We start from the raw sequence: 13,440 nt of genomic DNA on the forward strand, positions 1-13,440 counted from the left end.
ACTCTACTTAATGGGTTACGCACTTTATGATACCAAGCGCCGTTATTCAGGCGAAAGATTTGGCCTATTCGGTCAAGCATAAATCGTTATTAAACCCGCTTAATTGCGCGTTTTCTCAAGGGCACATCACAGGTGTACTCGGGCCTAATGGGGCCGGTAAAACAACCTTGTTAAAATGTTTGTCAGCACAACTGCGCGGAAAAGGCACTGTCCTTTTAGATGGCGCAGATATTCACCAACTATCACAAATTGACGTGGCCAAACGGATCGCTGTGGTCAATCAATTACACGACAGTGTTTTTGCCTTAACAACGAGGCAAGTAGTAAAAATGGGCTTGTTACCCCACAAAGGCCTGTTCTCAAGCGTTGATGCACAAGATCTGGCCCACATAGATGCCTGTATCGAAGATGTTGGCTTAACCGATAAACAACACCAAGTATTTAATCAGTTGTCAGGGGGAGAGCAGCAGCGTTGCTTGATAGCGCAAGCTTTGGTTCAGGGAGCGCCAGTACTGATATTAGACGAACCCGTTAATCACCTTGATGTGTATTACCAACACCAAATTATGTTGCTGCTGCAGCGTCTCTGCAAGGAACAAGGTAAAACGGTGATCGTGACCTTGCATGATATCAATTTAGCGGCAACTTATTGCGATGCACTTATGCTGTTACACCGAGGGAATGTAAAGGCGTGGGGGAGTGTTGAGTCTGTCCTTCAGCAGTCTTATCTTGAAGAGGTTTTCAGATTGTCTTGTTTTGTACAAAAACAGTCTAATGGCATGGTAAGAGTTGATTTTTGTCCGTCTCCTCCCGCTCAAACGGGAGAAACCAAATGACAAGAAAGTGGTGCTTATTGTTATTTATCGCACTCAGTGCGCCAGTTGCGTCGTTGTTTTTTGGTGCGGCATCCTTGTCTTCTCACGCAATATGGCAATGTGTCACTGCATCTTGCTCTGATTCTATCGATACTGTGATCTTTTGGGATATTCGCTTTCCCCGTGTAATGGTTGGTTTTCTGGTTGGGGCAGCGCTTGCGGTAGCAGGGGCTACGCTGCAAAACGTTACCCGCAATGGTTTGGCAGACCCTTATTTATTTGGCGTGGTATCAGGGGCGGGCTTAGGAGCTGCGATTGCATCTTTGCTATTCAACAGTCCATTTGGGGTTAAGTTGGGGCTACCTGCTAGTCCGTTCACTATCGCATTACCCGTTGCCGCTCTTTTGGGGGCTGTGTTTGCAGTATTGTTGGTACAAGTATTGTCAATGACTGCCTTTGGTCGTCGCATCGAGCATATGCTGTTGGCCGGAGTTGCGGTGAGTTTTATGCTGAGTGCACTTAGTCAATTTTTGTTGTTTGTCGGCGACCCATTTGCCGCCAATCAAGTGGTATTTTGGATGATGGGGAGTTTAGCGCGTGTAGAAACCTGGTACGCGTTAGTCATGTTGCCCATCGTGGTTGTGGCGGTATCTATATTACTGTTATTTGGTCCACGGCTAGACGCCTTGTTATTGGGTGACGAAAATGCCAAAACACTGGGTATTCAGGTTAATCATTTAAGAATGATGTGCCTAGTGTTATGCGCCATGTTGACCGCCTGTGTTGTATCGTATTGCGGTGGCATAGGGTTTGTGGGGTTAATGATCCCACATATTGTGCGCAATTGGCTTGGTGTTACCAGCCGGACATTAATCTTAGGATGTGTATTACTTGGCGGTGCTTTTATGGTTTGGGTTGATGTATTCGCCCGCACCGCTATTGAAGGGCAAGAAATCCCAATTGGTATCATTACGTCCGCTATGGGCAGTGTATTTTTTCTTTTGGCGATGCGCCAGCGATATGCAAGTTAGTTGAGGAGTTGTGCATGTCAGTATTTGATTCGAGCTATTGGAATGTAACACCAACAAATAAGTCGAGGTTGGTGGCCATTCAGCAACGTATTGACAACAAAACTAAACCCCCAGGTTCATTAGGGCGTTTAGAAGCGCTGGCGAGTCAGTTAGCTTTGATACAGTGTACCGAAAACACTACCACCGAACAGATCAATATTCATCAGCCTACCGTTGTTGTATTCGCGGCGGACCACGGCATTGCCAAGCAAGGTGTGAGCATTGCGCCACAAGCGGTTACTCGTCAGATGGTGTTAAATTTCTTACACGGTGGGGCGGCGATCAATTGTTTTTGCGAGGCGAACCAAGTTGCATTGAAAGTGGTCGACGCCGGCATATTGCAGCCAATAGACACCAAGCATAAAGACTATTTTGTCAGACGGATTCAGCCTTCTACGGCTGATTTTTCTGTTTATCCTGCCATGTCACGGGCCGACTGTGAATTAGCAATACACTATGGCGCAGAAATCGCACGCTCGGTGATCGCCGAAGGTGCTAATGTTCTGGCGTTTGGCGAAATGGGGATTGGCAACACCAGTAGTGCATCTGCATTGTTGAGTTTAGCACTTAATCAACCGGTTACCGCGCTGACTGGATTCGGTACAGGTATTACTCCCGAGCAACGAGAACTCAAATGTGCGCTGCTAGAACAAGCGATTGAGCGAGTGCTGATGCAGCATGGTGAAAGCCTCACAGCCGAAGTAATGTTGAGAGAGGTTGGTGGGTTTGAAATAGTACAAATGGTAGGCGCTATTTTGGCCACCGCAGCGGCGGGCAAAACCCTGGTTATCGATGGCTTTATTGTGTCTGTTGCGGCTTTATTCGCAGTGCTTATTGCGCCTGACGCTAGAGATTATATGGTGTTTTCTCATCGGTCTGCCGAAAGCGCTCACGGCAACATTTTAGAAGCGCTAAATGCAGAGCCATTGCTAGAACTTGAGCTTCGTCTGGGGGAAGGGACAGGAGCGGCGTTGGCTATGCCTTTATTGCGGGCTGCAGCCCATTTTTACAACCATATGGCGACTTTTGACAGTGCAAATGTTGTGCTTTAGTTATTCATGAAAAGACTCTGTGTAGAACTTAATTTGCTGGCATTATGCGTGAGTTTCTTCACGCGTTTGCCGTTGCCCAGCTCACTGCATTACAGTGATCACAATATGCACCGCTCTGGACGATACTTTTCTTTGGTCGGGGCGATGCTGGCGGGTATCGTGGCAATTGTAGTGAGTGTGCTTACGACCTTGTTGCCAGTGGTTCCCGCGCTGGTTTTGGGCTTAATTGTGAGTTTGCTGAGTACAGGAGCTTTTCATGAAGACGGCCTCGCTGATACGTTTGACGCGTTCTGGGGCGGTATGACAAAAGAGCGCAAGCTCACCATTATGAAAGACAGCCGTTTGGGAACATACGGAGTCAGCGCACTGACATTGGCGCTAATATTAAAAGCTTCTCTGTGGTTTGCGCTATGGGAACAGGGTCAGTTCTATATTGCATTGTTTATCGCATACCCTCTATCGCGGGCAATGGCCTTGTCGTTTATTCAAGACTTACCCTACGCCCGCAAAGATGAACACAAAGAGATGTCAAAAAGCGCGCCGTTAACTAGGCCGTTGCCCACCAGTGACCTTAACGTATTATTTATTATTGCGCTCGTGCCGTCGGTGTTACTGCTTTCTTTGATGCATTTTGTGCTGTTGTTGTGCGCTTGCTTTGTGGTGCGATATTTACTGAAACAACTGTTTATCAAACATATTGATGGTGTGACAGGAGATTGCCTGGGTGCGGCACAACAAATACAAGAAATGAGTATTTACGTAATCCTCCTGATGTTGGTAGGTACACCATGATTACCTTGATCCTCGGTGGCGCGCGTTCGGGTAAATCAGCTTTTGCCCAGCGTTTGTGTCAGCATTGGGAAGGGCAACATAAAAAGCCCGTCACATACATTGCTACAGCCACGGTGCTGGATGAAGAAATGCGACAACGCATTGCCCGACATCAAAACGACAGGCCTGCGCATTGGTCACTCATTGAAGCGCCATTAGCGCTAGCTGCAGCGGCCGACACATGCAATAGCGAACATATTTTATTGATAGATTGCCTTACGTTATGGCTAAACAATCACCTTTTTGAACAGCCCTCACAAGATTTTCCACATTTATTTTCCCAGCTTATCACCTCGTTAAAAAAGAGAAACCAGCCAGTTGTTCTGGTTGCAAACGAAGTGGGGCTAGGTGTTATTCCTATGGGGCAAGTGAGCCGTCAATTTGTCGACCAAGCTGGTTGGTTGAATCAAGCCATAGCGGCTGCCGCTGACAATGTTTATTTTGTTGCTGCTGGACTGCCGATGGTACTAAAAGGGGAGCAGCCCATTGGTTGACGACAATACAGTGGTTATCGACCTCATCAGGCACGGCAAAGTGGATGGGCCTGCCGCTTTATATGGTCGAACAGACGTATTGCTTAATGAGCAAGGGTGGGAGCAGTTATCAACGACGTTTGGTCGGCTCCCAAAGGCTGATTTATTGGTTTCCTCACCTTTAAAGCGCTGTGTTAACTTTGCGCGGTACTGGTCTCAAACGCAAGAGGTTGCCTTGTCTATTTCCCATCACTGGCAAGAGTGTCACTTTGGCGATTGGGATGGCGTGCCATTTGATGATTTGGCTCATATTTGGAAGGAGTTAGAGGCGTTTTGGCAAGCGCCGGATAACGTCACGCCGCCAAATGGCGAAGCGTTACACCAAGTACACGAAAGGGTCTGTGCCGCTTGGCGCACATTATTGAGTGAAGCCACTACGCCACCAAGTTCAACAAGCAAACAAAACCCACATCGTTATATTCAAGTGTTGACGCATGGCGGTGTTATTCGCCAAGTATTAGCGTATGTATTGCAACTAGACTGGGCCGCATCAGCGCTGTATCAGCAACTAACATTGGACTACGCCACAGTGACACGATTTCAATTAAGCCAATTTCCCGGCGCTAAACCTCGGGTTTTGTTTATTGGTAGCCCGGTTTAAATTAGAGAGTGAACAACAAAATGACCACAACACTCATGGTACAAGGTACGTCGTCTGATGCCGGAAAAAGCATGCTTGTTGCTGGCTTGTGTCGCGTATTGGCAAGAAAGAACATAAAAGTAGCGCCATTTAAACCACAAAATATGGCATTAAATAGTGCAGTGACTGCAGAAGGCGGTGAAATCGGTCGAGCGCAGGCGGTACAAGCACAAGCGGCGGGTATTGCTCCGCATGTTGATATGAACCCGATACTACTCAAGCCGTGTACCGATACAGGCGCTCAGGTTATTGTTCACGGCGTTGCCATTGGCAATATGCAAGCAGGGCCTTACCACAACTTCAAAACGGTGGCGATGGAAGCGGTACTCGCCTCTCATACGCGATTGCAGGAACAATTCGAAGTGATTGTGGTGGAAGGGGCTGGCAGCCCTGCCGAAATCAATTTGAGAGATCGTGATATCGCCAATATGGGGTTTGCTGAAGCCGTGGATTGCCCGGTGATTATAGTGGCTGACATTGACCGTGGGGGTGTGTTTGCCCAATTGGTTGGCACCTTAGATCTTTTGTCTCCCAGTGAACAAGATCGCGTGGTGGGGTTTGTGATCAATAAATTTCGCGGTGATATAAGTTTGTTAGAGCCGGGTTTGACGTGGCTTGAAGCGCGAACAAGTAAGCCCGTATTGGGCGTGTTACCCTATTTGCACAATTTGCAATTGGCAGCGGAAGATGCCATTGACGCGCAACAAAATCTGAACCAAGACGCTACCGTACTGAAAGTAGTGGTACCAGTGTTTAGCCGTATTAGCAACCACACCGACTTTGATATGCTGCGTGTGCACCCGCAAGTCGATTTGCATTTTGCCCCACAAGGTGCGGCGTTACCACCGTGTGATCTGATCATTTTACCTGGCAGTAAACACGTCATCGCCGACCTTTCGCTTGTCTATCAGCAAGGCTGGGACAAAGACATCGCCAAGCATTTGCGTTACGGCGGAAAAGTACTCGGTATTTGTGGTGGTTATCAAATGTTGGGTGATCGAGTGGCTGACCCACTTGGTATAGAGGGCAACCAAGCGGAAGCGCAAGGGTTGGGGTCTTTGCCAATAACGACGACATTGACGCCGTCGAAACAACTGACACAAGACACGGGGACGTTGACAGTTGATGTAGATGGCGGCGGCAAAAACTATCGCGAGTGCCCCATTCAAGGGTATCAAATTCATGCAGGGCGCAGTGAGTTTAAGGTGCAAACAGCGCCGCTTATTACCCTAAACAGTGGTGAAGCAGACGGCTGCGTGAATGCCGACAACAATGTGATGGGGTGTTACCTACACGGGTTATTCGACACGCCAGAGGCGCTGCAATTAATTTTACAGTGGGCGGGCATACATACAACGCTTGCCGATGACTATGAAAAAATACAAGACCGCGAGATTGATCGCGTAGCAGATGCGTTAGCAGCCCATCTAGATTGGACTAAGTTAACGCCATTGATTGAACAGGATAAAGCATGACAGATAAACACGATCAGGCCAAACACAAGGCAAGAATGCAGGCCCACAAAGAAAAAGTGGATCAAAAAATTGCTCAGGCACAAGAAGAAAAAGGCATTCTTATTGTGTTGACAGGAAATGGCAAAGGTAAGTCGACCTCTGGCTTTGGCACAGTTACTCGCGCAGTCGGGCATGGTATGAAGGCCGCTGTCGTTCAGTTTGTTAAAGGTACATGGCCTTGTGGAGAGCGAGACTTACTGATGAAGTGCGGTGTGCCTTTTCACGTTATGGGTACGGGGTTTACTTGGGAAACACAAGACAAAGACACCGATATAGCTGCGGCAAAAAAAGCATGGGAGCAGGCTAAAATTTGGTTGCAAGACCCGAGCATCGACGTCGTGCTACTTGACGAAATCACGTATATGTTGAGTTATAAATACTTGGATATTGACGAAGTTGTCGCCACGCTCAGTGCAAGACCAACAATGCAAAGCGTTGTGGTGACTGGGCGCGCGTGTCATCGCGCCGTGTTAGATATTGCGGATACTGTGAGTGAAGTAAAGCCAGTAAAACATGCTTTTGAAGCGGGAATAAAGGCACAAAAGGGAATTGATTGGTGATGAAAATAGGGTTTATATCAGCGTGTTTGTTGTTGATGATAACAGCACAAAACGCATTTGCTGAGGACAAAGAAAAACAGCAACTGCGTATCATTGCGCTTGCACCGCATATTGTCGAGTCGCTGTATGCGATTGGCGCGGGTGACCAAATTATTGGTACAACTGACCACGCTGATTATCCCGAACAAGCCAAGGCTATTCCACGGGTTGGCAATTATGCTCGGTTGCAAATAGAAAAAATCTTACAAATGCGCCCCGATGTGGTTATTGCGTGGAAAACCGGTAACCCGAGCGACGATTTACAACGTTTAGCACAATATAAAATTAATGTGGTGTACTCCAATCCTGCCACATTGGAAGGAGTTGCTGATGAGTTAGTTTTACTCGGAGAGCTGACTGGCAGAAGCTCCGTTGCGAATGCGCAGGCCAATGCTTATTTAGAAGCGTTACATACTTTGAGAAACACCTATAGCCAAGCAACGCCGGTTGATGTGTTTTATGAGCTGTGGGCACGCCCTTTGCGATCAGTTGCGGGCAACGCATGGCCTCAACAACAACTGGCACTGTGTGGTGCGCACAATTTGTTTGAAACGGCAACTGACGACTACCCTCAAGTGAGTTTAGAAAAAGTCGTGTCGCTTAAACCTAAGGTGATAATTCAACCTACTTCACATAGTGGCGCTAGCCCCGATTGGCTAGATTGGTCTCAATGGCCAGAGCTCCCCGCGGTAGCAAACCAATTTATCTTTCACCCCGATGCTGACAAAGTGCACCGTATGACAACGCGCATGTTAGGTGAAGTACAAGTTATGTGTGAGTCGATACAACAAGCACGTGAGTTTTATCAAGGAAAGACCGAGTGAAAACCCTTTATGTATGTCGTCATGGACAAACCTTTTTCAATACTGAAAGGCGTATGCAAGGGCAAGAAAATAGTGATTTGACCGACACCGGATTAGCACAAGCGAGGGGCTTGGCCGATAAAGCAAAAGCTTGGCCTATCGAGGCCTTGTGGAGCTCTACACTCGGCCGCGCAGTACAAACTATTGGTTTCACCGAACACGCATTAGGCCTTGTTGCTCAACAACATGCAGGGTTGTGTGAACGGCATTTTGGGCACTGGCAAGGGCAGCTAGCAAGCGAGACCCCAGACTATGCCAGCTTTAAAAAAGTCTGTTATCAGCAATTAAACGTGTTGCCCAACGACACAGGTGAAAGTACATATCAAGTAAGATCGCGTATGGTAGATGCATTGCTGCACATCGCTGAGCAAAGCGCAGGTGATGTAATGATCGTGAGTCATGGCGACGCGATGCAGTGCGTTGCAACACAATGGGTGAGCCAAAAATCTATTCCTAATACAGGTGGCTTTAAACTCGTTTACGCTCACAATACGTTGCGCTGGGCAGGGTGGCTTGATTGACGTTCTCTATGTGCCAGCGATTCTCTTTCTGGCACTCATTTTAGATCGGCTGATAGGGGAGGTACCGCGTTTTCACCCGTTAGTTGGTTTTGGTCGTTTGGCGCAGTGTATTGAAGGTTGGCTCGGTGACAAAAACACTGATGATACAACCTGTACGTCGGTTTTAATCCGCCGAGTAAAAGGGGGACTGGCGTGGGTGATCTGTGTTGTGCCATTACCTTTGGTATTATGGTTAAGTGCGGCTTCTGGCGTAGTAGGGGCGTTCATCGATGTGTTATGCGTCTATTTTGCCGTAGGGCTTCGCAGCTTAACCTTACACGCATCGCAAGTTGCCGCTCCCTTAGCCAGCAATAACCTCAACGAAGCTCGAAGACTAACGAGTTATTTGGTCAGCCGTGATACCCAAAACCTTAGCGCGCAGGCGATCACGCGTGCCACGGTAGAGTCGACACTGGAAAATGGCAATGATGCCGTGTTCGCCAGTTTATTTTATTTTGCGATTGGCGGCGCTCCTTTGGTGATCATGCACCGTTTAATTAATACTTTGGATGCCATGTGGGGGTACAAATCGCCGCGTTATCTCCATTTTGGATGGTGGGCGGCGCGTTGTGATGATGTATTTGCTTATCCCACTGCGTGGTTGAGCGCGTTGCTTTATCTTTTACAGGCATCATCTTATACCCTTTTGGCCCGCAGTTGGCGATTGTTGTATGTGCAAAGCGCCCAATATAAAAGTCGTAACGGCGGGTTAGTGATGGCCGCTGGTGCTATGGCGTTAGGGCGTCATGTGGGGGGAACGTCGGTGTATCATGGTCAATTATATCAGGGCACAATTTTGGGCTTGGGGCCCCGGGTTCGCGTGCATGATATTTATCGTAGCGTGAATCTTGTGTCTCGGGGCGCGTACCTTTTTGTTTTCGGGTTGCTGCTGGTTGGCGTGTTGATTATTTTGTATCGCGAGGTGGGGTAATGCAGGTTATTCATGGCGGCCGGTTGGCTCACTATGTACAACGCTATGGGGGTGACAGCGAAGATTGGATCGACTTGTCTACTGGCATTGCCCCCATAGGATACCCCGTGCCTAGCATACCAGCCCAATACTGGCGGCGATTGCCTGATCACGACGCAGCGTTACTCGATACCGCAAGGCGTTATTATGGCGTTACCGATCTTCTCGCGATAGCGGGCTCTCAAGCTATCATTCAACAAATACCTACTTTGTTACAGATGGGAAATTTGCCCGTTGTACGAGTGTGGTTACCAGAAGTCGGGTACAAAGAGCATCAACACGCATGGGCAAAGGCAGGGGTAGAGTGCGTATTTTATCGCGCTAGTCTGTCGCTGACAGTCGATAAACTTCGCCAGCACGACGTGGTGGTGATTATCAATCCGAATAACCCGTCTGGTGAATATACATCTGTTGACCATCTCGAATTGATTCAACAGCGTTTAGCGCAACTAAATGGCATGTTAATTGTTGACGAAGCCTTTATGGATTGTACCCCACACCATACCTTGATTGGGCGGAATCAGGCGAATAACCTATTGGTATTGCGGTCTATTGGAAAGTTTTTTGGGCTGGCAGGGCTGAGAGTCGGATTTTTACATGCTGCTTCGCCGTGGTTAATGCTCGCTCAGCAATTGCTTGGACCATGGAGTGTGAGTGGACCCGCACAATATGTTGTGCAACGTGCCCTTGCCGATACCGATTGGCATCAGCAACAGCGGCGCTATCTAGATGGGCTATCTAGCCGTTTGGCAAAATTACTAAACCAATATTGGCCGAACAGGGTAGTGAGTACGCCTTTGTTTCATACTGTTCAAGTGGCTAATGCTTCTGACATACACGAGCGACTTTGCCGTAAGAAAGTGCTTTGTCGTTTGTGCGACGAGCAAGATGCACTGAGGTTTGGGTTACCTACAGCCCCCGAGTTTGAAAAACTTTCGCACGTGTTGAAGGAGATCAACTAAATCCGTTTGACTTTGCATAGGGGGATTTGTATGGTTTGCGCGCTGATTCAGGTGCTTATTGAACAATTGCTGATTGTTTGCAATAAGTTAAACGGGAAGAGTGTGAGCATAAGGCAATAATGGCACGCCTTAGTAAGTTCGCACCGCTGCCCCCGCAACGGTAAGTTTTGTTATTTAACGTTGAAACAAAACCGAGCCCGACACCGGCCTGATCCAGAGTTTTTTTACGAATGAAGCGGAGGGCTTCATTGGCGTGCATTGACTCTACAAGGTGTTTCACCTTTGTTTCTCATTCTCGTTGTTGTTTAACTTGCTGAGATGCACTGATGTTTATCAGGTGCTCACGCATTCGCTATTCCCCCTCCTTCAATCGTGAACTTTTTGATTGAGGATACACTATGAAAACCCGTTATTTATCACTCGCAGTGGCGCTGGCGTGCTCTGGACAAGCCGCACTTGCTGACACTGCATCTACTGATTCATCTATTGAGCACGTGGTGGTGTCAAGCCGCGTAGCAGTGCCTTACCGAGAAGTGGCAACCTCTGTGTCAGTGATGACCGCTGAAGACATTGCCAATGTAGGCCTATTTAACCTGTCAGAAGTACTGGAGACTCAGCCTTCTATTTATGTGAACAAAAGCGGTAGTGTTGGCTCTACCACGTCGTTGCGTATTCGTGGCGAAGAAGGTTTTCGCACATTAGTACGTATTGATGGTATCGATATTTCTGACCCAACAGGCACACAAATTCAACCTCAGCTTGCTCATTTTCTCAGTACTAATGTTTCTCGGGTAGAGATTCTTCGCGGTACGCAAGGTCTTGCGTATGGTGCTGATGCTGGTGGTGTAATTAATGTGCAAACAGGTCGTCATCAAGCGGGCACGTTTGGCAGTGTTCAAGCCGAGGCGGGGCAATTTGATACGCGCAATTTAGCTGCCGAAGTAGGTGGCGATTACGACAAAGCTAATTTTTACGTTTCCGCCGTTGATTTTTCAACAGATGGTTTCAATTCACTCGTCAGTGATACCAGCAAAGACGACGATGGATACGACAACACCACAGTTCATGCCCGATTTGGCTACAACATTACTGACGAAATTTCGTTTAGTTTAGTTGGTCGTACAACAGAAGGCGAAGGTGAATTTGATAACTGTGGCTTTGGTGACACAGCAAGTAATGACTGTAGCTCCAGCTTTAACCAAGACAATTTACGCACAAGCCTAAGTTACGATGGCGAGTGGGGGAATCACTCCATCGCTTATGCGAAAACTATGGTAGAGCGAGAAAACTTCAATCAGGGCGCTAGCAGCTACTTCACCAAAGGTGAAACTGAGCGCGTAGAATACCTAGGTAACACAGCGGTAAATACGCAAACACAGCTAGTTTATGGTTTTGATTGGGAGTCTCAAGCCATCACGTCTGAGCAGCAGAGTCGCATTGAAAAAGGCTACTATGTTGAGGTGCAAGGTGAATGGGCAGATAACTGGTACACCACCGCAGGCTTGCGCTATGACGACAATGAAGATTTTGGCCATCACACTAGCTATCGCATTAGTAGTGCTTATATCTGGGCGCTAGCAAACGGAGAGCTAAAATTACGCGGTGCCTTAGGTACAGGGTTCCGTGCGCCGAGTATTTACGAAATTGAATATAACCGAGGCCCTTGGGCATACGAACCGGCGTCGTCAACTGCGTTGCAAGAAGAAAAATCTCGCGGTTATGAAGTAGGCTTGCAATATACCGCAAACCAAGGCTCGTCTATTGAAGTTGTGTACTTCGACCAAGAAGTTGAAAACGCCATCGAATACGATATGGCGACGTATTCTGGTTACTTGCAAGATATCGGTACATCGTACTCTGATGGTATTGAAGTGATTGGTGACTGGCATGTGACAGACAGTTTCTCAGTGGTAACCAACTACACCTACAATGACACCGAAGACACAGAAGGTGAGCAGCGTTCACGCCGTCCTAAGCATTTGTTGAACTTGGGTGTGAACTATCGCTTGGAGCGCTTGAACGTAAGTGCAAATTTGCGCGTTGTACGTGATTTTGTCGATAACGGCACGCAAATGGATGATTATCAGCTAGTGAATATTTCTGCGCGCTATGCAGTGACCGATGCGCTAACAGTATTTGGTCGTGTAGAAAATGCACTGGATGAAGATTACCGCGATATCAGCAATTACAATACAGCTGGATCTGCGGCATACGCCGGCGTGAAATATCAGTTTTAATTTACCGGTATTGAGTAAAAAAAGCACCGTTGTTTCATTTTGAGACACGGTGTTTTTTTATGCCTGGTTAAAAAATATCAATTAAACTTCATCAATTTATGCTTTAAAGATAACCAAATTGTGTTAATAATAATCGTTTGGTCAGAATTTTTAAGAAAAATCCAAATTAATCGATTTTTGGGTTGCGCGCCGTCAATAAATGAGTATTATATGCCGCCGTTGCCACAGCATAGTGGGAACGAAAGCGAGATTGATGGGTCGTTAGCTCAGTTGGTAGAGCAGTTGACTTTTAATCAATTGGTCGCTGGTTCGAATCCAGCACGACCCACCACTTCAATACTCGCGGTGATTAAGACGAAGGGTCGTTAGCTCAGTTGGTAGAGCAGTTGACTTTTAATCAATTGGTCGCTGGTTCGAATCCAGCACGACCCACCACTTCGCCTCAGTCACATTCCAATTTTTGATGGGTCGTTAGCTCAGTTGGTAGAGCAGTTGACTTTTAATCAATTGGTCGCTGGTTCGAATCCAGCACGACCCACCATCAAAAACAAACGTCTAATTATTCTCATCGATAAAAAAAACAAAAATTGCCCGCGCAGGATTTGAACCAGCGAAGCGGTTTGACAACTCATGTTTGTTATTACGGGGCGGGGCGATAGCGATTTTGGACGCGCTTTAGCGCGGGGCTCTACCCCATAAACGGGGGATCAGCATTCACCTTACACGATTGATAACACCATCCCATCCACAATGGGTCATCACTCTTATTCGATAATTTTCAAAGTTTCTAAAAC

At 47.4% G+C, this 13,440-nt stretch carries 13 protein-coding genes, 3 tRNA genes and 1 riboswitch; all 16 genes read left to right on the forward strand.

What is annotated here, in order from left to right; genetic code table 11:
• The first annotated feature begins 26 nt into the window (after positions 1-26).
• The 16 genes from ACXAH6_RS14320 (at position 27) to ACXAH6_RS14395 (ending at position 13,187) form a co-directional block, all read left to right on the forward strand.
• The gene (locus ACXAH6_RS14320) at positions 27-836 is read left to right on the forward strand and encodes an ABC transporter ATP-binding protein (protein ID WP_474877881.1); all 810 of its coding nucleotides are present in this window, start codon (positions 27-29) and stop codon (positions 834-836) included.
• Positions 833-1,846 (forward strand): FecCD family ABC transporter permease, encoded by a 1,014-nt coding sequence (locus ACXAH6_RS14325; protein WP_474877882.1) that lies wholly within the window; start codon positions 833-835, stop codon positions 1,844-1,846. The genes ACXAH6_RS14320 and ACXAH6_RS14325 overlap by 4 nt, the downstream gene beginning before the upstream one ends.
• 14 nt (positions 1,847-1,860) lie before the next feature.
• Positions 1,861-2,937, forward strand: a complete 1,077-nt coding sequence (cobT, locus tag ACXAH6_RS14330) for a nicotinate-nucleotide--dimethylbenzimidazole phosphoribosyltransferase (RefSeq protein WP_474877884.1) — start codon at positions 1,861-1,863, stop codon at positions 2,935-2,937.
• Between the two features lie 6 nt (positions 2,938-2,943).
• Entirely contained in the window at positions 2,944-3,729 is a 786-nt protein-coding gene (gene cobS, locus ACXAH6_RS14335; RefSeq protein ID WP_474877885.1) for an adenosylcobinamide-GDP ribazoletransferase, read from the forward strand.
• Positions 3,726-4,262 (forward strand): bifunctional adenosylcobinamide kinase/adenosylcobinamide-phosphate guanylyltransferase, encoded by a 537-nt coding sequence (gene cobU, locus ACXAH6_RS14340; protein WP_474877887.1) that lies wholly within the window; start codon positions 3,726-3,728, stop codon positions 4,260-4,262. The genes cobS and cobU overlap by 4 nt, the downstream gene beginning before the upstream one ends.
• Entirely contained in the window at positions 4,255-4,902 is a 648-nt protein-coding gene (locus ACXAH6_RS14345; protein WP_474877889.1) for a histidine phosphatase family protein, read from the forward strand. The genes cobU and ACXAH6_RS14345 overlap by 8 nt, the downstream gene beginning before the upstream one ends.
• A 20-nt stretch (positions 4,903-4,922) precedes the next feature.
• Entirely contained in the window at positions 4,923-6,416 is a 1,494-nt protein-coding gene (locus ACXAH6_RS14350) for a cobyric acid synthase (protein ID WP_474877890.1), read from the forward strand.
• Entirely contained in the window at positions 6,413-7,015 is a 603-nt protein-coding gene (gene cobO, locus ACXAH6_RS14355) for a cob(I)yrinic acid a,c-diamide adenosyltransferase (protein WP_474877892.1), read from the forward strand. The genes ACXAH6_RS14350 and cobO overlap by 4 nt, the downstream gene beginning before the upstream one ends.
• Positions 7,015-7,878, forward strand: coding sequence for a cobalamin-binding protein (locus ACXAH6_RS14360; protein ID WP_474877893.1), 864 nt, complete (start codon positions 7,015-7,017; stop codon positions 7,876-7,878). The genes cobO and ACXAH6_RS14360 overlap by 1 nt, the downstream gene beginning before the upstream one ends.
• The gene (locus ACXAH6_RS14365; protein WP_474877894.1) at positions 7,875-8,438 is read left to right on the forward strand and encodes a histidine phosphatase family protein; all 564 of its coding nucleotides are present in this window, start codon (positions 7,875-7,877) and stop codon (positions 8,436-8,438) included. The genes ACXAH6_RS14360 and ACXAH6_RS14365 overlap by 4 nt, the downstream gene beginning before the upstream one ends.
• On the forward strand, positions 8,431-9,408 hold the full coding sequence (gene cbiB / locus ACXAH6_RS14370) for an adenosylcobinamide-phosphate synthase CbiB (protein ID WP_474877896.1): 978 nt from the start codon (positions 8,431-8,433) through the stop codon (positions 9,406-9,408). The genes ACXAH6_RS14365 and cbiB overlap by 8 nt, the downstream gene beginning before the upstream one ends.
• A complete protein-coding gene (gene cobD, locus ACXAH6_RS14375; protein ID WP_474877897.1) occupies positions 9,408-10,409 on the forward strand; it encodes a threonine-phosphate decarboxylase CobD in 1,002 nt (333 codons plus the stop codon). The genes cbiB and cobD overlap by 1 nt, the downstream gene beginning before the upstream one ends.
• A gap of 32 nt (positions 10,410-10,441) precedes the next feature.
• A riboswitch (cobalamin riboswitch) is annotated at positions 10,442-10,635 on the forward strand.
• A 172-nt stretch (positions 10,636-10,807) separates the two neighbouring features.
• On the forward strand, positions 10,808-12,646 hold the full coding sequence (locus ACXAH6_RS14380; RefSeq protein ID WP_474877899.1) for a TonB-dependent receptor plug domain-containing protein: 1,839 nt from the start codon (positions 10,808-10,810) through the stop codon (positions 12,644-12,646).
• A gap of 255 nt (positions 12,647-12,901) precedes the next feature.
• Positions 12,902-12,977, forward strand: a tRNA-Lys gene (locus ACXAH6_RS14385).
• A 28-nt stretch (positions 12,978-13,005) separates the two neighbouring features.
• Positions 13,006-13,081: transfer RNA gene (locus ACXAH6_RS14390), tRNA-Lys, on the forward strand.
• 30 nt (positions 13,082-13,111) lie between these two features.
• Positions 13,112-13,187, forward strand: a tRNA-Lys gene (locus ACXAH6_RS14395).
• The last annotated feature ends 253 nt before the right edge of the window (positions 13,188-13,440 follow it).

It is taken from the genome of Alteromonas sp. ABE4_545, from assembly GCF_056161325.1.

Excerpts from the sequence above, each read along its gene's own strand:
- ACXAH6_RS14320 (WP_474877881.1), top strand. The coding sequence starts at position 27 with ATGATACCAAGCGCCGTTATTCAGGCGAAAGATTTGGCCTATTCGGTC.
- ACXAH6_RS14325 (WP_474877882.1), top strand. The coding sequence starts at position 833 with ATGACAAGAAAGTGGTGCTTATTGTTATTTATCGCACTCAGTGCGCCA.
- cobT (WP_474877884.1), top strand. The coding sequence starts at position 1,861 with ATGTCAGTATTTGATTCGAGCTATTGGAATGTAACACCAACAAATAAG.
- cobS (WP_474877885.1), top strand. The coding sequence starts at position 2,944 with ATGAAAAGACTCTGTGTAGAACTTAATTTGCTGGCATTATGCGTGAGT.
- cobU (WP_474877887.1), top strand. The coding sequence starts at position 3,726 with ATGATTACCTTGATCCTCGGTGGCGCGCGTTCGGGTAAATCAGCTTTT.
- ACXAH6_RS14350 (WP_474877890.1), top strand. The coding sequence starts at position 4,923 with ATGACCACAACACTCATGGTACAAGGTACGTCGTCTGATGCCGGAAAA.
- cobO (WP_474877892.1), top strand. The coding sequence starts at position 6,413 with ATGACAGATAAACACGATCAGGCCAAACACAAGGCAAGAATGCAGGCC.
- ACXAH6_RS14360 (WP_474877893.1), top strand. The coding sequence starts at position 7,015 with ATGAAAATAGGGTTTATATCAGCGTGTTTGTTGTTGATGATAACAGCA.
- cobD (WP_474877897.1), top strand. The coding sequence starts at position 9,408 with ATGCAGGTTATTCATGGCGGCCGGTTGGCTCACTATGTACAACGCTAT.
- ACXAH6_RS14380 (WP_474877899.1), top strand. The coding sequence starts at position 10,808 with ATGAAAACCCGTTATTTATCACTCGCAGTGGCGCTGGCGTGCTCTGGA.